At 43.8% G+C, this 20,253-nt stretch carries 18 protein-coding genes and 1 other annotated feature; of the genes, 11 read left to right on the plus strand and 7 right to left on the minus strand.

The annotated features are described in order from the left end of the window. The first annotated feature begins 2 nt into the window (after positions 1–2). From JJQ88_RS13620 to JJQ88_RS13640, 5 genes are all read left to right on the plus strand, one after another. The gene (locus JJQ88_RS13620; RefSeq protein WP_210366588.1) at positions 3–1,013 is read left to right on the plus strand and encodes an ABC transporter ATP-binding protein; all 1,011 of its coding nucleotides are present in this window, start codon (positions 3–5) and stop codon (positions 1,011–1,013) included. Between the two features lie 78 nt (positions 1,014–1,091). After that, entirely contained in the window at positions 1,092–1,796 is a 705-nt protein-coding gene (locus tag JJQ88_RS13625) for a serine hydrolase (protein ID WP_210366589.1), read from the plus strand. Between the two features lie 411 nt (positions 1,797–2,207). Continuing rightward, positions 2,208–3,110: a carbon-nitrogen hydrolase family protein gene (locus JJQ88_RS13630; protein ID WP_210366590.1), complete on the plus strand. Its 903-nt coding sequence runs from the start codon at positions 2,208–2,210 to the stop codon at positions 3,108–3,110. Positions 3,111–3,300: 190 nt separating this feature from the next. Next, the gene (locus JJQ88_RS13635; protein WP_210366591.1) at positions 3,301–4,017 is read left to right on the plus strand and encodes a 3-ketoacyl-ACP reductase; all 717 of its coding nucleotides are present in this window, start codon (positions 3,301–3,303) and stop codon (positions 4,015–4,017) included. A 454-nt stretch (positions 4,018–4,471) separates the two neighbouring features. After that, a complete protein-coding gene (locus tag JJQ88_RS13640; RefSeq protein ID WP_210366592.1) occupies positions 4,472–5,014 on the plus strand; it encodes an HD domain-containing protein in 543 nt (180 codons plus the stop codon). Between the two features lie 51 nt (positions 5,015–5,065). Here JJQ88_RS13640 and JJQ88_RS13645 read toward each other — a convergent pair whose 3' ends face one another. Next, complete coding sequence (locus JJQ88_RS13645; RefSeq protein ID WP_210366593.1) at positions 5,066–6,145, minus strand: AI-2E family transporter; 1,080 nt, start codon at positions 6,143–6,145, stop codon at positions 5,066–5,068. Between the two features lie 435 nt (positions 6,146–6,580). Between JJQ88_RS13645 and JJQ88_RS13650 the strand changes: the two genes are divergently transcribed. After that, entirely contained in the window at positions 6,581–7,003 is a 423-nt protein-coding gene (locus JJQ88_RS13650; protein ID WP_210366594.1) for a hypothetical protein, read from the plus strand. Between the two features lie 178 nt (positions 7,004–7,181). On the opposite strand, the gene JJQ88_RS21280 is transcribed toward JJQ88_RS13650, so the two are convergent. The 5 genes from JJQ88_RS21280 to JJQ88_RS13670 all read right to left on the minus strand — a co-directional run bounded on the left by JJQ88_RS21280 (position 7,182) and on the right by JJQ88_RS13670 (position 12,389). After that, a complete protein-coding gene (locus JJQ88_RS21280) occupies positions 7,182–8,027 on the minus strand; it encodes a PhnE/PtxC family ABC transporter permease (RefSeq protein ID WP_246861173.1) in 846 nt (281 codons plus the stop codon). After that, complete coding sequence (locus tag JJQ88_RS21285) at positions 8,024–8,824, minus strand: PhnE/PtxC family ABC transporter permease (RefSeq protein ID WP_246861175.1); 801 nt, start codon at positions 8,822–8,824, stop codon at positions 8,024–8,026. The genes JJQ88_RS21280 and JJQ88_RS21285 overlap by 4 nt, the downstream gene beginning before the upstream one ends. After that, entirely contained in the window at positions 8,824–9,579 is a 756-nt protein-coding gene (locus JJQ88_RS13660) for a phosphonate ABC transporter ATP-binding protein (RefSeq protein ID WP_210366595.1), read from the minus strand. Before JJQ88_RS13660 ends, JJQ88_RS21285 begins: the two co-directional genes overlap by 1 nt. Before the next feature lie 10 nt (positions 9,580–9,589). Next, the gene (locus JJQ88_RS13665) at positions 9,590–10,453 is read right to left on the minus strand and encodes a putative selenate ABC transporter substrate-binding protein (protein ID WP_210366596.1); all 864 of its coding nucleotides are present in this window, start codon (positions 10,451–10,453) and stop codon (positions 9,590–9,592) included. Positions 10,454–10,835: 382 nt separating this feature from the next. Then, positions 10,836–12,389 (minus strand): ABC-F family ATP-binding cassette domain-containing protein, encoded by a 1,554-nt coding sequence (locus JJQ88_RS13670; protein ID WP_210366597.1) that lies wholly within the window; start codon positions 12,387–12,389, stop codon positions 10,836–10,838. Between the two features lie 363 nt (positions 12,390–12,752). Between JJQ88_RS13670 and JJQ88_RS13675 the strand changes: the two genes are divergently transcribed. The 3 genes from JJQ88_RS13675 (at position 12,753) to JJQ88_RS13685 (ending at position 16,273) form a co-directional block, all read left to right on the plus strand. Beyond that, positions 12,753–13,697, plus strand: coding sequence for an NADP-dependent oxidoreductase (locus JJQ88_RS13675; RefSeq protein WP_210366598.1), 945 nt, complete (start codon positions 12,753–12,755; stop codon positions 13,695–13,697). Positions 13,698–13,929: 232 nt separating this feature from the next. After that, positions 13,930–14,142 (plus strand) — a binding site (T-box leader). A 172-nt stretch (positions 14,143–14,314) separates the two neighbouring features. Next, positions 14,315–15,745, plus strand: a complete 1,431-nt coding sequence (gene proS, locus JJQ88_RS13680) for a proline--tRNA ligase (RefSeq protein WP_210366599.1) — start codon at positions 14,315–14,317, stop codon at positions 15,743–15,745. A gap of 243 nt (positions 15,746–15,988) precedes the next feature. After that, positions 15,989–16,273, plus strand: coding sequence for an AbrB/MazE/SpoVT family DNA-binding domain-containing protein (locus JJQ88_RS13685; protein WP_210366600.1), 285 nt, complete (start codon positions 15,989–15,991; stop codon positions 16,271–16,273). Between the two features lie 43 nt (positions 16,274–16,316). Here JJQ88_RS13685 and arcA read toward each other — a convergent pair whose 3' ends face one another. Then, positions 16,317–17,549: an arginine deiminase gene (gene arcA / locus JJQ88_RS13690; protein WP_210366601.1), complete on the minus strand. Its 1,233-nt coding sequence runs from the start codon at positions 17,547–17,549 to the stop codon at positions 16,317–16,319. 389 nt (positions 17,550–17,938) lie between these two features. Between arcA and JJQ88_RS13695 the strand changes: the two genes are divergently transcribed. Together JJQ88_RS13695 and JJQ88_RS13700 are read left to right on the plus strand one after the other, a co-directional pair. Continuing rightward, complete coding sequence (locus JJQ88_RS13695) at positions 17,939–19,129, plus strand: glycine C-acetyltransferase (RefSeq protein ID WP_210366602.1); 1,191 nt, start codon at positions 17,939–17,941, stop codon at positions 19,127–19,129. A 73-nt stretch (positions 19,130–19,202) separates the two neighbouring features. Then, a complete protein-coding gene (locus tag JJQ88_RS13700) occupies positions 19,203–20,144 on the plus strand; it encodes an L-threonine 3-dehydrogenase (protein WP_210366603.1) in 942 nt (313 codons plus the stop codon). Positions 20,145–20,253 lie beyond the last annotated feature (109 nt).

The raw sequence follows: 20,253 nt of genomic DNA on the forward strand, positions 1-20,253 counted from the left end.
TCATGGAAAAACAAGTTATTTTGAGTGTGAAAGATTTGAAGAAACATTTTCAAATGGGGAAAAACCAAGTCCTAAAAGCGGTTGATGGAATCTCTTTCAATCTATATAGAGGGGAAACATTCGGGTTAGTCGGCGAATCCGGTTGCGGCAAATCGACTGCCGGAAGAACCATCATTGGATTATATGACCGGACGGATGGTGAAGTCATCTTTAAAGGGAAAGATGTCCATAAACTCTCAGAAAAAGAGACATTCCAATTCCACAGGCAAATGCAGATGATTTTCCAAGATCCATACGCTTCTCTGAATCCGCGTTCAACCGTAAGGGAAATCATTTCTGAGCCAATGGAGGTCCATGGGCTGTATCCAGGAAAAAAAGAGCGAATCGAGCGCGTCTATCACCTTCTTGAAGCTGTCGGCCTGAATCAAGATCACGCTAACAGGTATCCACATGAGTTCAGTGGCGGCCAGCGGCAGCGGATAGGGATTGCAAGAGCGCTGGCACTTGATCCTGAATTCATCATTGCTGATGAACCGATTTCGGCACTTGATGTATCTGTACAAGCCCAGGTAGTCAACCTGCTTAAAAGGCTACAAAAAGAAAAAGGACTGACATACTTATTCATTGCCCACGATCTCTCCATGGTGAAGCAAATCAGCAGCAGGATAGGTGTTATGTACCTTGGCCATATCGTTGAACTGACATCAAGCAGCGAACTATACAAAAATCCCTGCCATCCCTATACTCAAGCATTGCTCTCAGCGATTCCCATCCCGGATCCTGACGTTGAAGACAAGCGGGAAAGGATTATCCTGAAAGGAGAGCTTCCAAGCCCAATGGACCCTCCAAGTGGATGTGTTTTCAGGACCCGATGCCCTCGTGCGATGGAAGTGTGCGCAAGGAGGAAACCTGACTGGCAGGAGATCGGGAATGGGCATTTTGTTGCCTGCCACCTGTATAGCGACGGAGTCTCAGAAAACGAAAACAAAGACATGATCGTGAATATTCGATAACGGTGCATCAATATGAATCTGAATAACTTAAAAGATAACATTTTTCAGGAACTCGCCAGGTGCCAGGGTCGGGCGAGTATGTTTCTGGATGTTGATGGCGATGTCATTGAGTACAGAAGCGGCGAAATCTACCAAGCTGCAAGTCTCATCAAACTCCCAATCATGCTTGAAGCCTTTCAGCGAATTAAAGCTGGAACCATCCCTCCGGAACAGATGATCGTGATCAACCAGGAAGATAAAATCGGGGATACGGGCATCTTGCAGGCACTCAAGCAGGACAGTATGTCCTTTATGGATTTGATTACATTGATGATTATTGTTTCAGATAATTCAGCAACAAATATTTTGATCGACCTTTTAGGAATGCAAAACATCAACCAAAATATCAAGAAGCTGGATCTAAATAAGACAGTCCTTCAGCGAAAAATGCTGGATTTTACCCAGATCAACAGCGGGAAAGATAACTTCACCGCGGCAGCGGACATCGCTGCCTGTCTGAAGGCTGGTGCAGAAGGAAGCATCAATCCTTCATTCTTTTCTATATTGGAAAAGCAGCAATTTAAAGACAAACTGCCAGCTTTTATCTCCTTAGACATAAAAGTCGGAAATAAAACGGGTGAGTTAAATGGAGTCCAGCATGACTGCGCAATATTGGATTATAATAACCATCGTATCTACGTAGCCGTGCTGATCGATCAGCTTGTTAACCGTGAGGAAGGAAGTTCTACAATTCGTCAAATCGGCAGGCACTTGAATGACTTTTTAATAGGCCATTCCCAATAACAAACAAACCTCGACAAATACCGATATCACTTGTATATCATTTGCTATCAACCTGTTATCAAGGCCTAACAAAATGATATCCTTTAGCCTGGTGAAGGGCGGGACGCTTTCCGCCCTTTGATTTCCAAAACAATATCAGACATTTTTTCACTTTGCCACTGATGCCAGCAATCCGACGCTAAATGCTCCTTCCCCGATCTAAACATCCTCCTAAGAGAAGCAGAACTCCCACCAATTAGAACCCAAAACAAAATAAGTTAAAATGAAACTGAAAACAGGATCAACTAAAAGTTCCCGGTTTTCTTTTGGAAATGTATATTCATGAAGCAGAAAATGTTTTATATTGAATTTCGTATTTCCGAAAATATAATTCGAGAAGTAAATTTTCATAGGAAACAGGGGGAAAGTTGCATGAAAATGAGTGTCTCAGCTGTTCAATATCATCTTCATACGATTAAATCCTTTGATGAATTCGCTCTTCAATGTGAGCATTATATAAAAACAGCACAGGAATATGGTTCAGAATTTGTCCTGTTCCCCGAGTTTTTCACCACTCAGCTGCTATCGATAGGCAGCGAACAGGGAACCAGGCTGACAATCAATGAACTGCCTGGCTTTACAGAACAATACTTGAATCTGTTCCAGAGCTTTGCCATCCATAAAGGAATGCATATAATTGGCGGAACCCACGTGGTTGCTCGCAAAGGCAAACTATATAATGTGGCACACTTGTTCTATCCTGACGGAAGGATTGATGAGCAGGCAAAACTCCATATCACCCCGACTGAAGTCCAAAAATGGGACATGCGTGCTGGAGAGGATTTCAAGGTCTTCGATACAGACAAAGGGAGAATCGCCCTGCTGACATGCTATGATATCGAGTTCCCGGAAATCGTCAGAATGGCGAAAGCGAAGGGGGCTGATGTAATCTTCTGTCCATCCTGCACCGATGATCGCCATGGCTTCCACCGTATACGTTATACAAGCCATGCAAGAGCCGTCGAGAACCAGGTCTATGTTGTATTGACTGGTACAGTTGGTGCCCTGCCGACAGTAGACTTCATGCGTGCCAATTTCGGCCAGGCAGCAGTCATCACTCCTAATGATATCCCATTCCCTCCAAAAGGGCTCCTTGCGGAAGGAGAACTGAATAACGACATGATCGTAACGGCCGATCTTGACTTGAAGCTGTTGTACGAAGTCCGTGAACGTGGGTCGGTCACTACATGGCGCGACCGCCGAACGGATCTTTATCCAGACTGGGAAAAAGCAGAAAAATATAGTTTGACACGATGTGATGAAAGAAACCTTTAGCGATCCATAAATATTAAAAAACCCGGAAAATAGGCAGCCCGATTGAATGGGACTGCTTGCATAGTAAAGAGTATGGCATCAGCGGAACAAATTTCGTTCCGCTGTTTTTTTATGAAGACGCATAATTTGTCATATCCTCGTTCCTTCCCTATAATGGACATTTGTAAATAACTTTGAAAGGGGTCTTACGATGGAATCTTTAAAAGGGAAAACGGCTCTGATAACAGGGGCCGGCAGGGGCATCGGACGAGCCGTTGCTATTGAACTCGCGAAAGAAGGAGTCCATATCGGCATGATTGGACGGACTTCCGAAAATCTTGAAAAAGCAGCGGCGGAATTAGCTCAATACGATGTAAATGTTGCCGGGGCCGTTGCGGATATCTCCAATATGGAATCGGTACAATATGGAGTTGACCATCTTATTGAGGAACTTGGACCAATCGACATCTTGATCAATAACGCAGGTATAGCCAAATTTGGAGGCTTCCTTGATCTTGAACCTGAAGAATGGGAAAAAATCATACAGGTGAACCTGATGGGTACCTACTATGTAACCCGTGCTGTATTACCAGGTATGATTGAGCGTAAAACAGGCGATATCATCAATGTCTCGTCAACTGCAGGGCAAAAAGGAGCTCCAGTGACAAGTGCATACAGCGCTTCAAAATTCGGTGTATTGGGGCTTACGGAGTCTTTGATGCTTGAAGTCCGGAAGCACAATATCAGAGTGACAGCCCTAACCCCTAGTACAGTGGCGACAGACCTTGCAATCGAATCAAACCTTACTGATGGGAATCCAGAAAAAGTCATGCAACCTGAAGATATAGCCGAACTAATCGTTGCGCAATTAAAACTGAATCGTCGCGTGTTCATTAAAACAGCAGGAATGTGGTCAACAAATCCATAGATATATTAAACAAGGCTTGAACCTATCAGTTCAAGCCTTGTTTAATACCAAAAAATAGCCTGGAAGACCTAAGTGTATTCCTGGAATGGACAGAATCTCAAAAAACCTAAGTACTATTACCAGGTACTAAGAAAAAGGCATTTTAACTCTGCTGCTAGTTTTAAAACGAATGGATGATTAGGTTGTTATAGTAAAAAACAACGAAAATTATTTCGGTATAACAAGCAAAAAGAATGGCGCCAACCCTTGATTTCTCGAACAAAAATTGTTGTTCAATAAGGGAAAAAAACCTTTTGGCGCTGAAAAATTGGAATGGATTTTATTCAAAACCGGCATGACTGCTCTGAAGCCATGCCTGTCGGTATTCAATCGGGATATAATGGATGCAATCATGGACAAATTCTGTTAACATTCATAAAAATAAGGGTAACCTTTCAAGTAAGGAGGTATTGGAATGAGGGACGTAACTTTATTGGACATTTTCGAACACCATATAGCCCAAAAATACCTTAAACGATCGGGCATGGCCCATGCAATTGCGGTCGCCTACCATGCGTTTCATCTGGCTAAGGAACACGGAGTGAACGTAGATTTAGCTGCGAAAGCCGGATTTTTGCATGATATCGGACATTTCACCTGGTATAGAAACGGAAAATGGGACTACGAACTCTACAGGAAAAATGACATCCATCCAATCAAAGGAGCGGAAAGAGCGCATAAACTCCTGATCAGGCTAGGGGAGAACCCCGTCCAGGCAAGAACTGTTTCGCTTGCTATCCTTTTTCATACCGATTCTTTTTTGCCGACGAACGATATCGTCCGTACCCCGCTCCAGCAGGTTGTAAAATGGGCCGATGAAAGGGACGAAGAAGAAGGGGGCAACCATCATTACCGCAAAATAAACAATGACCGGGCAAAACAGAGCATTATCCGGCTGGATAAGATGATCGATGAAGAGCTGGATAGGAAAGAAGGAAGGAGCAGACGCCTTTCTTGACATGAAAAACAGGAAAACCGGCTTTCGGGCCGGTTTTCCTGTTTTTATCTATCATGAATGGATTGTTTCGTTCCTTTTCCTGAGCCTGTAAAATTTCCATACATCCTTAAGGATGATTTTTACCACCGAATAAAGCGGGATTGCGATAAGAATTCCAATAAAACCATAAAGCGATCCTGCAGCAATCAGCAAGAGGATGACAGTAATCGGATGGATGCTCAGTTTCTTTCCCATAACCTGAGGCGTAACAAAGTTGCCCTCAAGCTGCTGGACGATCAAAAGTACAATAAGGACCTTAACCGCCATGATCGGGCTGCTAGCCAGTGCAATGAATAATGCTGGTATGACACCCATTAACGGCCCGAAAAATGGAACGATTGTCAGCATCATCGCAAAAATGGCTAATAGCAACGCATAGTCCAGGCCTATTATCAGATAGCCAATATACATGAGCGTGCCGTCAACAACAGCAATGATGAATTGCCCGGTTACATAAGTAAAAAGTGTTCTATCAATGTCCTTGAGGATTTTGTTGCCTTCATTCTCATGTTCATCTGGAATCCACTTCCTGAAGTAAGGCCTTAATTTCTCGTCATCCTTCAGGAAGAAGAAGGCAAGGAACGGTACGACCACCGTCACAGTTGCTACACTTGTGATCACAGAAAACACGGTCAAAAGGTTTTGACCCATGGTTTCAACAACTTTTCTCAGGGAGGAAAAGGCTCGCTGCTTCATTTGATTGGAATCCATTATATTGAAATGGCTGCTTTCCATTATTTTTTCAGATTCCTTTGTGAGCACATCAATCGTCTTCGGGAAGTTATCTGACAACTTTTCGGTCTGCTCTGCAACAAGCGAACCGGCGAAATAGAATACTACAGAAAGAATTCCTGCCGCTGCCGCAAAAATGATCAAGATACTAATTGTTTTCGGAATATATGCGGCCAGCCAGCGGACAGGTTTTCTTAGAATATAGTAGACGAGGCCGGAAATCAAGACAGGAAAGAAAATGGCGATGATGAAATTTTGCAACGGCCATAAAAAGTAGTCGATTTTTCCGAATAAATAGATGATCACCAGGATGAGAATTGTTCCTGTCGCGTATTTAAAAAATGGTTTATGTATCCACATTTTATACCCCCTGTCTCCATTATTAAATAATTTCCTTTCATGTATCCTTTCCTCCCAAAGGGATGGAGTAAACAAACTTGGGATAAAAGCGGCAATATTCACTTTTCTCTAGAACAAGCGAATGACCTGGCCGAAGTTTTTTGCAACTGTTCCTTCTTTCACACCAATTGATTTATGATCACGGGTAATGTTAGTTTTATCAAGGAACTAGGGTGCTTTTTCTTCACCTCCAAGTATGATGTCTGAAAAAGGAAACGCACCAATCTATCCGGTTGTTGGCTGATGCAATTAAAAGGAAGGCAAATTTTTTACGTTCTTCAACACTCCTTACCAGCTTGTCCTGAAGCGTCAATACATCATTTTTTATCGAAATTGGAAAATCAAGCTGTCATTCGACATATACATGGAACAAGCAGGTTGAAGGGAGAGTTGGGAATGAAAATCGAATTGTCGCAAGAACAGTATCTGACACTTGCGAAATTGCTGCAGCTTGCAAATTGGCCGCTCGGGCTGACAGCTGCCGGTGAAGAATTAGCCAGGAAAGCCGAAGGACTGGAACAATATATTTTATCATTAGCAGATGATTTCAGTTTACGTGACCAAGTCTTTTTTGATCGGGAGGAAGAATGTTACCACCTTGTTGAACGCTTAAAAGAAAAGGTTGAACTCATTATCGATGAATACGAGGAATATGTTTTCTGGGATCAATTGACACATAAGCTTGCGACAATCGATCTTAAAAAACAGATTAAAATGGACTCTACGATTGATGAGAAAATCAATAGGATGTTCCAGCTGAAGGAACAATATGAAAAATACTTTTTAAAAAACGGTCTGGAGAATCTAACGATCTTTTAATGATACCTTCCAAAAAGAAGGCATTTTCCGCTTCATGTACTCTGAAGACACGGCCAGGATTCATGGCATCAGAAAGAGAATAAAGAAAAACTATTGCCCTGGTCAGCACGGTGAGTTCAATTAGAAGGAGCGCCTATGAAAAGAAGGCCGGCCAGTATTCATCCTGTGGCCGGCCAGTTTATTTTATGAATGCTCTTGCTTTCTCTGAAATGAAATCAGCCGCAAAAACAAGGATCAGGTAACATACTAACAGCATGGAAATATCGGTGTAGTGGAAGAAACTCATACTTAACTTGAATTGCTGGCCAAGACCACCCGCGCCCACAAACCCAACGACAATCGTCGTCCGCATGATAACCTCCCAACGATAGAGAATATAAGTCAAGAACTTGGGCAGGATGGAAGGAAGGATGCCGTAGAATAGTATCTGCAGCCGACTGGCACCGCATGTTGCCAGATTCCTTATTGGCCTGGGATCCAAGTCTTCAATGACTTCCGCACAAAGCTTCCCGAGAATTCCAAAATTGTGTAGCGCAAGTGCGATTGCACCCGGGAGGATACCTGGTTTGAAGATGAAGATAATCAGCATGGCCCAGACTAATTCCGGCACTGCCCTGGAAAAAACGTACCCTGCGCGAATGAACCAGAAGGTTGAACGTCCAAATTTTTTTCTTTGGAGCGTAAGGGAGCCGTCCGCGATATTCCTTGCTGCTGGAAGGACTGTTAAGATCATGGCAATCGTAGCAAAACCAGTCGCCATAACACTCATTTGCAAGGTTTCCTTTGTCAGATTAAAAGCAAGTACCCATTTATCCTTCTCCATGAAAGCCACGGAATCTTCGCCGAACCCCGCAAGGCCAAACAGGAACTTCTTTGTGTTTTCAATGTTCCCCATAGAAAAGAGTGACTGAATATCCGCTTTTTCGATCATGATAATCGATAGCCAGGAGGCCGCTGTCAGAAAAATCATGACATAAAAAGAGAGTAAAACGATATTCAACTTCCAGCGTGTATTTGTATTCATCCACTCAGCTTCTTTCTTAAAAGATTGCTCCACCCGTCAATGGCCAATACGAGCATAAGCAAGAAGAACATGAACGTCCACATCTCATTGTATTGCAGGTCATCAAGTGAAAGTTGGATTTGGTAACCGAGGCCGCCAATCCCTACAAAGCTCATAATGGCTGAGGATCTGACTGCACACTCGAACCGATACATAGCATAACTGATGATATGCGGGCCAGCCATCGGCAAATAGCCATACCACAAAGTCTGGAGTTTCGATGCACCAGAAGCTTCAAGTGCCTGGATTGGCTCGTCAGGGACATCGTTCAGCATATCGGCGAAAATCCTTCCCAGGATACCGCCATATGGGATGGCAATAGCAAAAATGGCCGCAAAAGGAGAAAGGCCAATCGCAGCAACGAACAGCCATGCCCAAACTAGCTCATGGATCGCTCTCATTAAGCCTAGCAGCCCACGAAAGCTTGCTTTTATATATCCTTTTGACCGCTTATGTTTGGAGAGAATGCCCGAGGCAGGGACTCCGAAGATAAAAGCAATAAATGCGGCCAGGCTCATGCCTGATACAGCATATGATAAAGTTTTCCAGCTAGATTCAAGGGCGAGGAGCAATATGCCTCTTGATAAATCAGGTTTAAAAAACGCCTCAAATATCTGGGCAGCTGTTTTGGTGCCTCCGCCATGGAGCAAATCAGGATTCCAGCTAATCGAAGTTAAACTCCAAAGAAAAAACAAGACAAGAAGCAGTGTCAATACTTTACGTTTATGAAGGTCAATATCCAACCAGGTCTTTCCCATCACCCCTGCTCCTTTAACTGGTAGAGGGCGGTTATTTGTGAGTCTGTCAACCGATCGGACGGAACATCAAAAAAGAGACCGCCATCCTTCAGGGCAATCAACCTTGTAAAATACTTCCTTGCATACTCAACAGAATGCAAGCTTGCAATCAAAGTTTGCTTTTCTTCATTCGCAATCTTAGTCAACAAATCCAATACATCTTCCGCCCTAGCAGGATCCAGGGAAGCGACCGGTTCATCTGCAAGGATGATTTCAGGATTCTGCACAAGCAGTCGCGCAAGTGCAACCCGCTGTTGCTCACCGCCTGAGAGAGTCGAGGTGTGGTCATAAAGCTTTTCGCTAAGGCCAACTCGTTCAAGGGCTTCAATCGCAGTTTGCCTATCCTGTGGAATGGCAAGCGATAAAAGGGATTTCAACAATCCCCAGTCAGCAAGCTTGCCAACAAGGACATTGTGGATGACAGGGAGTTGGCCGACAAGATCGAACTGCTGGCGGATGATCCCGATTTTTTTTGCTCTCTTCTTTTGGTTTGATAGGGAAGACAATGGCTCGCCATCCAACAGGATCGCGCCCTCATCAGGCGAAATGATCGAGGCCATCAGGTTCAGCAATGTGGTTTTCCCTGCTCCGCTTGGTCCGATCAACGCAATATGCTCTCCTTTTCGGATCCGAAAAGAAAGGGAAGATAAAGCTATCTTCCGCTCAAATGTTTTTGATATCCGATTGAAACTGATTACTTCTTGCCGTGAAGGCATTTTATATCACCTACTTGATAATCTGCAATTCCCTGGCAACCTTTTCGATTGCCTTATAGTTTTCATTCTTGGTTTCTATGAACTTATCTGTTTGGAATAGCTCCATGATTTCGTTGTCCTCGACAGTCATCGAGAGGATCGCTTTTTTCAGTTTCTCTTTTGTTTGATCTTCAATATCGTTAACTGTCCAGTTGTAATCATAATACTCTGGAGTCGAATAAAAAACTTTGACTTTGGATTCATCGACCTTGCCGTCCTTAACGGCAGCTTCCCAGACAGAAATATTCAAGGCGCCGGTCTGAAAAGCGCCGGATTCCACCAGTTTATAGGTTTTATCATGGGATCCAGAATAATTAGGGCTTCCATCCAAATCTTTATCAGGGTTGATGCCAGATTCCACCATGAAATAACGCGGCATCAAATGTCCAGACGTAGAGCTTTCACTGCCAAAAGTGAATGATAAACCTTTCAGGTCCTTAAGACTATTAATCTCCAAATCTTTTTGGGCAATGAAGACGGACTTGAATTCCTTATCGACAGGACGCTGGGCAATCGCTTCGGCTTCAGGAACCCGATGCCTTGCCTGGACGCCAGTAAGGCCTCCGAACCAGGCAAGCTGGATATCTCCGCGTTCAAAAGCGGTAACGAGCGCAGAATAATCAACTGAAGGAATATATTCTACGGTAAGTCCGGTTTTCTCGCCAAGATCCTTTGCGAAGTCTTCCATGCTCCGATTTAAGTCTGCCGCATTCTGATCAGGAATGGCACCGATTTTTATAGTCTCTTGTTTCTCTTTATCTTCCGCTTTTTCACCCGAACAAGCAGCAAGTGTAAAAACCAGGAATAAAAAGAGCAAAGCCATCATTTTCTTCATTTGTATATCACCTTCATAAAAAAATTTTATACACTTTATAAAATTTATCAATATAATGAAAATTTCTCAATACCTTTCACTCATAAAATATATAAAGGACAAATCGAAGGACGGGGCTCGTCTCTTTGCTATCTGGGGAAAGAAACTTAGATTGCCCATCGAACTTTTCAACTGACGAAAAGCCTAAGTCACTGAACATCCGCCTATCTTTGCTTCTTTGTATCCTAAATTCAAAAAAGCCGGGTTCCTTCCAAACATATGGAAGGAACCCGGCTTTTTGAATTATCCTTTTTAAAATATTTTTGTCCCAACTGTTGAAACAATCTCTTTTTATTGACAGATGTGATATGAGAAGTTTTGAAAATTGGCTTCGAAAGAAACTTTATTCATTTCTTCCGGCCCATTCTTCCACATTCCAAACCTTTGTCACCCAGTCCTCATAAAATTCCGGCTCGTGGCTGACAAGGACAATCGTTCCTCTATAGGCTTTGAGAGCTTTTTTCAACTCAGCTTTCGCTGTTATGTCCAGGTGGTTTGTTGGTTCATCAAACAAAAGCCAATTGCTTTCATGCATGAGCAGTTTAGTCAGCCTGACTTTAGCCTGCTCTCCGCCACTCAGCTGTTTAAGGGGTCTGGATATATGCTCGTTTTTCAAGCCGCTGCGGGCAAGCGCTGCGCGCACCTGGTGTTGGTCAAGGCCTGGGAATTCATTCCACAAGTCCTCGATTGGCGTTATGCTTCCTGCCTTTATTTCCTGCTCAAAATAGGAAGGGAATAGGAAATCCCCGTGTTCAATTTTGCCGCTCAAAGGGGGAATCTTTCCAAGCATCGTTTTCAACAAGGTTGATTTTCCAACACCGTTGCAGCCTACAATTGCGATTTTTTCTCCTCGCTCAATCGTGATTGACATCTTAGGAAGCAAAGGGTGGGTGTACCCAATTTCAAACTCTGTTCCTTCGAAGACATAACGGCTGCTTGCGCGTGATTCCTTAAATTCGAATGTGGGTTTTATAGCTGTTTCCGGCCGATCGATCCGTTCCATCCTCTCCAGCTGTTTTTGCCTGCTCTTTGCACGTCCAGTCGTGGAATATCGCGCTTTGTTCTTCGCAATGAATTCCTCTTGTTTCTTGATGAATTCCTGCTGTTTTTCATATGCGTTAATATGTTGGTTCTTATTGATTTCAGCTAATTCAAGGAATTTTTCATATGTGGCCGTATAGCGTGTCAACTTTGAAAATTCAAGCTGGAAAATCACATTGGAAACTTGATTCATGAATTCAGTATCATGAGAAATCAAGATAAAGGCATAAGGGTATTCCTTTAGGTACCTCGCCAGCCACTGGATATGTTCGGTGTCAAGATAGTTGGTCGGCTCGTCAAGCAACAGGACTTTCGGTTTTTCCAGCAATAGCTTTGCTAATAATACTTTTGTCCGCTGGCCGCCGCTTAAAGCCGATACATCCCTGTCTAATCCAATCGCATCGAGGCCAAGGCCCCGCGCAGCTTCTTCGACTTCGATATCAAGCGAATAGAACCCACCTGCATCAAGTGCATCCTGGATTTCAGCCATCCTTTCAAGCAAAAGCTCCAATTCATCAGGTGTCGCTTCTGCCATCCTGACAGTTACTTCATTAAGTTCCGCTTCTTTTTCAAAAAGCGGGAGGAACGCATCCCGAAGCACATCTCGAATCGTTTTTCCCGGGCTCAGCACCGTATGCTGGTCCAGGTAACCATATTCCACTCCAGGCGTCCATTCCACTTTTCCTGAGTCATGGATCAATTGGCCAGTGATGATGTTCATCAAGGTGGATTTTCCCACACCATTGGCGCCGACCAAACCTGCATGGTCCTCAGCCAAAAGCCTGAATGAAACATCCTTGAATAAGGTTCGGTCCCCAAAAGTATGGCTTAAATTTTCGACATTCAATAAACTCATATTTGTATCCTCACTTCTATCTATTTTCATCGCCATGTTTTAACAATCACATTCCTTAATGATACTAAAATCCGCTATCCTCGACTAGCCTTTTATTGACAGAACTAACGATTTGAAAAATATGGAATGTGGCTTGATTCCCGATTCCCATTATCCCTGATGTTCCAGTATATGCCTTTCAGCGCATCATTGAAGGTTCTGGGGGATATTGTAAAATACTTTCCGTTTTTACCACTCCAAATGCGGAAAGCGGATGATTTCTGTATATTCCGATGATTCGATTGCGTGATTATTTTTATGGAATAAGGGAAACACAAAGTGAGAAGGAGATTCTGATTCAAATCGACTAAGGAGGTATTTCCTTTGAAAGCTATCGTTATCGAACAATATGGCGGGAAAGATGTCCTGCAGGAAAAAGAAGTTGAAACACCGAAAGTAAGCGATAACCAGGTTTTGATTGAAATGCATGCCACTTCGATTAATCCGATTGACTGGAAGGTCCGTGAGGGATACTTAAAGGACATGCTTCCATTTGAATTTCCTATCATTCTTGGCTGGGACGCAGCCGGGACGGTCAAAGAGACAGGGGCGAATGCGAATAAATTCAGGATTGGCGAAAGGGTATTTGTCCGTCCGGAAACAACCAGATTCGGCTGCTATGCGGAATATATCGTAACTGAGGAAGACCTTGTTGCGAGAATACCAGATAACATTAGTTTTGAGGAAGCGGCTTCGATTCCTCTTGCTGGAATGACAGCCTGGCAAAGCCTGTTCGATGCTGCCCGTCTTGAGAAGGGCGAGAAAGTTTTAATCCATGCAGGGGCCGGTGGTGTTGGCAGCCTCGCAATCCAGATTGCAAAACAAAAAGGGGCATATGTGGCAACAACAGCAAGCAGCCAGAATCATAGCATGCTGAAAGAACTTGGTGCGGATGAATGCATTGACTATAGAACATTAAACTTTGAAGACATACTCTCGGATTACGATGTGGTCTTCGACACAATGGGCGGCGAAATCCAAAGCAAAAGTTTCAAGGTCCTGAAAAAAGGAGGACGGCTTGTCTCGATTGTCCAGCCGCCAAACGAGGAAGAAGCTTCAAGCTATGGAGCCAAAGCTTTTTTTGTCTGGTTGAAACCAAACGGTGAACAACTTGGTCAGCTTGCAGCAATGATGAAAAATGGCGAATTGAAACCGCTTGTCGGACATTTATTCGATTTTTCAGAGACGGGACTTCAGGAAGCCCATGGGTTAAGCGAGTCCCACCATGCCAAAGGAAAGATTGTGATCAAAATAAGGGGGCAAAATTGAATCCCGCAGTCATTTAGGCTGTTTTTTCTATGGCCCATTGCATAAGAAAGCGGTTGCACGCCGCATCAGTTGAAACCAAAAGTGGCTCCCATCCCAAAATAAGGTCGCTCTTGCCTGTCATCATTGGTTTATTTATTATCTATCTAGCTGAGAAGGTTTGTTTGACTAAATACCATGGTTTTTCAGTATAGAATTGACACCATCCTTCATTGTATATATAATCATCACAAAAATAGTGACGCTGATGAGGATCATTAAAATGGAAGAGGTCATTTCCAGAGAGGGGGCTATAGCTGTGAAGCTCCTATTGGCTGCCGTTTGAACCTGCCTCTGAGTCCCGGATCGGATTTATTGAAGATCACGGCGGATCAATTCCGTTATCATGGAGAGTTAAAGCAATCTGCTTTATGAAATAGGGTGGTACCGCCAGGCCTTGGCCCCTTTTGGGATCAGGGCCTTTTTGTGTCTTTAAGACACGAATTGCCTTAACAAGAGGGACGCCGATGAGCTTAACCCAGCCGTTCAAACACCTATGGCGGAGTATGGCTGTTATCCATAAAGGATCGAATGAGAAGAGGAAGATGGTTTCTTTATTAAAAATTTGGCGAGGTGTAGACATGACAAAAGATTATGTAAAAGAAATTACATCAATGGAGGAGGATTTTGCCCAGTGGTATACCGACGTAGTTACAAAAGCGGAATTGATTGACTACTCGAGTGTTAAAGGGTCGATGATCATTCGCCCATATGGATACTCCTTATGGGAAAATATCAAAAATGAACTGGATTCCCGCATTAAAGAGACTGGGCACGAAAACGTTTATATGCCGCTTTTCATTCCGGAGAGTTTGCTGCAAAAAGAAAAGGACCATGTCGAAGGATTCGCTCCCGAGGTAGCATGGGTTACGCACGGCGGCTCCGAAGAGCTAGCTGAACGGCTTGTTGTCAGGCCGACATCAGAAGTTCTATTCTGCGAACACTATAAAGATATCATCCATTCATATCGGGATCTTCCAAAGCTATATAATCAATGGGCGAATGTTGTCCGCTGGGAAAAAACGACCAGGCCGTTCCTTAGAACGCTTGAATTTCTGTGGCAGGAAGGACATACATGCCATGCAACCGATGAAGAGGCACTTGACGAAACCGTCAGGATGCTAAAGGTCTATGCGGATGTATGCGAAAATATATTGGCAATTCCTGTTATTCAAGGACAAAAAACTGATAAGGAAAAATTTGCTGGAGCCAAGCTAACCTATACGATTGAAAGCTTGATGCATGACGGCAAAGCACTGCAAACAGGGACTTCCCACCATCTTGGAGATGGGTTTGCCAAAGCGTTTGGGATCCAGTTCACCGACAAGGAGGGGGACTTGCAGTATGTTCAGCAAACATCGTGGGGATTTACAACAAGGGTGATTGGAGCCATGATAATGGTCCATGGAGATAACCGCGGACTTGTCATTCCTCCAAAGGCTGCTCCAACACAGGTAATGATCGTGCCAATAGCCCACCATAAGGAAGGGGTTCTGGATTTTGCATATGGGTTGAAGGAAAAGCTCTCCACAATCGCAAGAACTGATATAGATGCCAGCGACAAAAAGCCTGGTTGGAAGTTCAATGAATACGAAATGAAGGGAATCCCGGTCCGCCTTGAAATCGGTCCTAAAGATATTCAAAAAGGCCATGTAGTATTGGTGCGCCGGGATACCGGAGAAAAACTCTTTGTTCCGCTCGCTGAATTGGATTCCCATCTACCAAAGCTGCTGGAAGATATTCAACAAAATCTTTATGATTCAGCGAAAAGGCATCGGGAAGAAAAAACGAATATCGCTGCAAACCTTGAAGAGTTCAAATCAATCCTTGAACAAGAAACGGGGTTCATCAAAGCAATGTGGTGCGGGGATCGTGTATGCGAAGATCAAATCAAGGAGGAGAGCGGCGCTACTTCACGCTGCATACCATTTGATCAGGAAGAAGTGTCAGAACGCTGCGTCTGCTGTGGAAAGGCAGCAAAACATATGGTAATCTGGGCGAAAGCCTACTAACGGAAAAGATTATGAAAGTTTACTGCCGGAATTTTACTGACGTTGGTAATGGGAGGGAGGACCCAGACAACTAAAATCGGCTCCTGACCTGCCGTTTAGAAGATTTTATAGAAAAATGATTGAATTGACACATTTAAAATGTAAAATTATTACTATGTTTGCTATAATTGTATTGGGCTAGAATTGATACCTAGACTATACCTCCATATCCCATAATCCATGTTTGAATAGGGAGGTTATAAGATGAAAGCAACTGGTATTATCCGCAAAACAGATCAGCTTGGCAGGATTGTCATCCCAATGGAACTCCGAAAGAAACTGGGAATTGGTGAAAATGATCCGCTGGAGATTTTTGTTGAGGAGGATAAGATCATCCTACAGAAATACCAGCCTGATCAAACCTGTATTATCACCGGAACAATCAGCAGCGAAAATATAGCCCTGGCAAACGGCAAGATCGTTTTAAGCCGGGAGGGAGCAGAGCAGCTGATCAAGGAATTGGACAGCTATCTTGGTACAACTGAATGAATAATCAATGCAGAAAGCAGTCCACCAATGGACTGCTCTTTTTTTATATGTCATTTCGATAGATAGGCATACTCATGCATCGTGGACCGCCCCTGCCTCTTGATAGTTCAGAACTTGGTATTTCAATCACTTCTATGCCGTTTTTCCTTAATAGATCGTTTGAGACATAGTTGCGGTCATAGGTGACAACTACACCTGGTGCGATTGCCAGCGTGTTGGAACCATCATTCCATTGTTCACGGGGTGCGGCGATTTCATGGCCGCCTCCGCAAGGAATCAAAACCAGTTCCTGAAGTTTCAATACTTCTTTAAGGGTATCCGTTAAATTGGACCTTTCCGAAATGGCCAATCGATCAGGGTCCCCGCTTTTTTCTAAAATGTAAATTTTCATCCTGCCATTTGGCCCTTCAATTCCATGGTGGATAGTAAACTTATCATGATCAACCATGGTAAAAACCGTGTCCAAGTGCATATAGGCCCTAAGCTTAGGAATTTCTACTGCCACGACTTTCCTGATTGTAGAATTTCGGGAAAAGATTTTTCTTGCCAATTTTTCAACTGCCAGTGCCGAAGTCCTGGCGCTGACACCAATCGCAATCACTTCAGGGCTCAATACTAATTCATCGCCGCCCTCGATCGGGTAAGATTCATCCCGATCATACCAATGGGGGATATCCTGTTCCGAAAATCCCGGATGATGCTTAATAATAAAGTCCATGAACAAAGATTCCCTTTTCCGGGCTCCTTCACACATTTTATTCAAGGAGATTCCGTTTCCAATCACCGCTGCAGGATCGCGAGTGAAATAAAGGTTCGGCATAGGATCCAAAAAAAATGGATAGTAATCCTCCATGAGTTCGTGCAAGTGAACCTTTTTCTCCTGTTCGATTTCAGATTTCAACACACCCGCCATCACTTTCTTTACCATTTCCTCGACCGAAAATCCATTAAGGTACTCTTCGACGATTGCTCTGGATCCGTTCAAGTTCCTTCTGCTTTCTTTAAGTAATTGGCCTATAAACTCAGTGCGCAGTTCATATGAATGCAAGGCCTCAGCAACCAGGTTTTCAAGATATAGTACTTCCACACCTCGTTGTCGCAACACTTCCGCGAAACTGTCATGTTCCCTTTGTATTGCAGGCAAATAAGGGATGTCATCAAATAGAAGCCGCTCCAAGTATTTCGGCGTCAAATTTTCTACTTCTTTCCCCGGCCTGTGGAGAATGACCGTTTTTAACTCCCCAATTTCGGAATTGACTTGGATCGGATATTTCATTGTCTCGTGCCTCCTGATTCTATTTCCTCTATTCAAAAAAGGAAGGGAGGTTATTTCCCAGCCAGCTCAATCCTTCAACACTGTTCCATTCCCTTCCCACACCAGAATCCCTTCTATGCAGACTCCGTCATAATTCTATACCCTAATAAAAGGGGATAAACCTGAAAATTAAAAGTCAGAAAGGCTGCTAATATTTTTCCTGAAAGGGGACTCTAAAAAAGACCGGGTTAGTTGTCCTTCATAGGTGTACAACTGAAACAAATATGTTAAAGTATATTTTGAGAAACCATATAAGGCACTAAGGGATAGGCAGATAACCAACTGTCCTCCCCATACGAACAGTTGTATTCAAGATAATGACATGCCAAAAGGCAGAAAGGGGATTTCCAATGTCAAGCAAAGGATTGGAGCAATTTTTAACAGAAAACCTGGAAGATTTGAAAACAAAGGGTCTTTACAATGTAATTGATCCGCTTGAAAGCCCAAACGGCCCTGTAATCAGAATCAACGGACGGGAATTAATCAACCTCTCCTCGAACAACTACCTTGGGCTCGCTACAGATGAAAGACTTAAGAAAGTCGCAGTCGAAGCTGTCAATGAATTTGGCGTTGGCTCAGGTGCCGTGCGCACGATCAATGGGACACTTGAACTTCATGTGGAACTTGAGGAAAAGTTAGCCAAATTCAAAAAAACAGAAGCAGCGATCGCTTACCAGTCTGGATTTATGTGCAATATGGCAGCTATTTCTGCAGTCATGGATAAAAATGACGCTATCCTGTCCGATGAATTGAACCATGCTTCCATCATCGATGGCTGCCGCCTTTCACGGGCAAAGATCATCCGATTCAACCACTCAGATATGGAAGACCTGCGGGCGAAAGCTAAGGAAGCAAATGAATCGGGCCAATACAATAAAATCATGGTCATCACCGATGGAGTATTCTCGATGGATGGCGACATCGCCAAGCTTCCGGAAATTGTCGAAATAGCTGAAGAATTCGACTTGATCACCTATGTTGACGATGCACACGGCTCAGGGGTACTAGGTGAAGGTGCAGGGACAGTCAAACATTTTGGGTTATCAGACAAAGTTGATTTCCAGATCGGGACACTGTCCAAAGCAATAGGCGTTGTAGGCGGTTATGTTGCCGGCAAGCAAAAGCTGATTGACTGGCTTAAGGTAAGAAGCCGGCCATTCTTATTTTCCACATCACTGACGCCAGCTGATGTGGCGGCTAGCATCAAGGCAATCGAACTTTTGACTGAAAGTACCGAATTGAACGAACGGCTTTGGGAAAATGCCAACTATCTAAAGGATGGCCTGCAAAAACTTGGATTTGATATCGGCCATTCTGAAACCCCCATCACGCCCTGCATTATTGGCGATGAAGTGAAAACACAGGAATTCAGCAAACGATTGAACGAAGAAGGCGTCTACGCGAAGTCAATCGTATTCCCGACCGTGCCACGGGGAACAGGCCGTGTAAGGAATATGCCTTCTGCTGCCCACACAAAAGAGATGCTGGATCAAGCCATTTCCATTTACGAGAAGGTTGGCAAGGAGCTTGAAATTATTTAGAAGATGGCATTGCCGGCTGGCTGCCCAGCCGGCAGTTTTTTAAAAGGATTTAACCAGGAGGAATACATAAGGCATGAAGAAAATATTGATTACGGGAGCACTTGGCCAAATCGGGTCGGAATTGACCGGGAAGCTAAGGGATATATATGGAGAAGATCAAGTCATTGCCACTGATATCAGAGAAAACGATTCAGCTGCTTCTAAAAGCGGGCCCTTTGAAATCCTGGATGTCATGGATGCTAAAGCAATGGGTGAAATCGCCAGAAAGCACAAGGTTGATACAATTATGCATATGGCCGCATTATTATCTGCAACAGCTGAAACAAAACCTGTCTTCGCATGGAACCTTAATATGGGCGGACTAATGAACGCGCTGGAAACTGCGCGTGAAATGAACTGCCAGTTCTTCACTCCGAGTTCCATCGGAGCATTCGGCCCGAATACACCGAAAGACAATACTCCACAGGATACAATCCAAAGGCCGACGACAATGTATGGCGTCAACAAAGTGGCGGGTGAGTTGCTGACTGACTATTATTTCCATCGCTTTGGCGTCGATACAAGGGGAGTAAGGTTCCCAGGTTTGATTTCATATACGACACCTCCAGGAGGCGGAACGACCGATTACGCCGTAGAGATTTACTACGAAGCAACCAAAAGAGGCAGGTACACTTCATACATTGATAAAGGAACCTATATGGACATGATGTATATGCCGGATGCCTTGGACGCGATTGTCAATCTGATGGAAGCAGACCCGTCAAAACTTATCCATCGAAACGCATTCAATGTCACAGCAATGAGCTTTGACCCTGAGGAAATTGCCGCAGAAATCAAAAAGCATATCCCTGAATTTGAATTAACCTATGAGGTTGACCCAGTCCGCCAGACCATTGCTGAGAGCTGGCCAAATTCGATTGATGCTTCTGCCGCTTCTGAAGAATGGGGATTCAAAGCAAAATATGACCTTTCAAGCATGACAGCAGATATGCTTGAAAAGCTTGGAAAAAAATAATAAGAAAAAAGGTGAAATCAAATGATTTCACCTCAGACTGTAGACAAACTCGATGGAATCGAGCTTGTCTACAGTTTTTTTGGTTTGTGCTGGAATGGGGGCTGTTGAT

It is taken from the genome of Bacillus sp. REN3 (assembly GCF_017912555.1).
GTDB lineage: Bacteria > Bacillota > Bacilli > Bacillales > Cytobacillaceae > Mesobacillus.

What these genes read in the sequence shown, in the direction of transcription:
- JJQ88_RS13695 (WP_210366602.1), top strand. Translation starts at nt 17,939, where the DNA reads ATGTCAAGCAAAGGATTGGAGCAATTTTTAACAGAAAACCTGGAAGAT.
- JJQ88_RS13685 (WP_210366600.1), top strand. Translation starts at nt 15,989, where the DNA reads ATGAAAGCAACTGGTATTATCCGCAAAACAGATCAGCTTGGCAGGATT.
- JJQ88_RS13700 (WP_210366603.1), top strand. Translation starts at nt 19,203, where the DNA reads ATGAAGAAAATATTGATTACGGGAGCACTTGGCCAAATCGGGTCGGAA.
- JJQ88_RS13625 (WP_210366589.1), top strand. Translation starts at nt 1,092, where the DNA reads ATGTTTCTGGATGTTGATGGCGATGTCATTGAGTACAGAAGCGGCGAA.
- JJQ88_RS13670 (WP_210366597.1), bottom strand. Translation starts at nt 12,389, where the DNA reads ATGAGTTTATTGAATGTCGAAAATTTAAGCCATACTTTTGGGGACCGA.
- proS (WP_210366599.1), top strand. Translation starts at nt 14,315, where the DNA reads ATGACAAAAGATTATGTAAAAGAAATTACATCAATGGAGGAGGATTTT.
- JJQ88_RS21285 (WP_246861175.1), bottom strand. Translation starts at nt 8,824, where the DNA reads ATGGGAAAGACCTGGTTGGATATTGACCTTCATAAACGTAAAGTATTG.
- JJQ88_RS13650 (WP_210366594.1), top strand. Translation starts at nt 6,581, where the DNA reads ATGAAAATCGAATTGTCGCAAGAACAGTATCTGACACTTGCGAAATTG.
- JJQ88_RS21280 (WP_246861173.1), bottom strand. Translation starts at nt 8,027, where the DNA reads ATGAATACAAATACACGCTGGAAGTTGAATATCGTTTTACTCTCTTTT.
- JJQ88_RS13660 (WP_210366595.1), bottom strand. Translation starts at nt 9,579, where the DNA reads ATGCCTTCACGGCAAGAAGTAATCAGTTTCAATCGGATATCAAAAACA.
- JJQ88_RS13635 (WP_210366591.1), top strand. Translation starts at nt 3,301, where the DNA reads ATGGAATCTTTAAAAGGGAAAACGGCTCTGATAACAGGGGCCGGCAGG.
- JJQ88_RS13640 (WP_210366592.1), top strand. Translation starts at nt 4,472, where the DNA reads ATGAGGGACGTAACTTTATTGGACATTTTCGAACACCATATAGCCCAA.
- JJQ88_RS13645 (WP_210366593.1), bottom strand. Translation starts at nt 6,145, where the DNA reads ATGTGGATACATAAACCATTTTTTAAATACGCGACAGGAACAATTCTC.
- JJQ88_RS13620 (WP_210366588.1), top strand. Translation starts at nt 3, where the DNA reads ATGGAAAAACAAGTTATTTTGAGTGTGAAAGATTTGAAGAAACATTTT.
- JJQ88_RS13630 (WP_210366590.1), top strand. Translation starts at nt 2,208, where the DNA reads ATGAAAATGAGTGTCTCAGCTGTTCAATATCATCTTCATACGATTAAA.
- JJQ88_RS13665 (WP_210366596.1), bottom strand. Translation starts at nt 10,453, where the DNA reads ATGAAGAAAATGATGGCTTTGCTCTTTTTATTCCTGGTTTTTACACTT.
- arcA (WP_210366601.1), bottom strand. Translation starts at nt 17,549, where the DNA reads ATGAAATATCCGATCCAAGTCAATTCCGAAATTGGGGAGTTAAAAACG.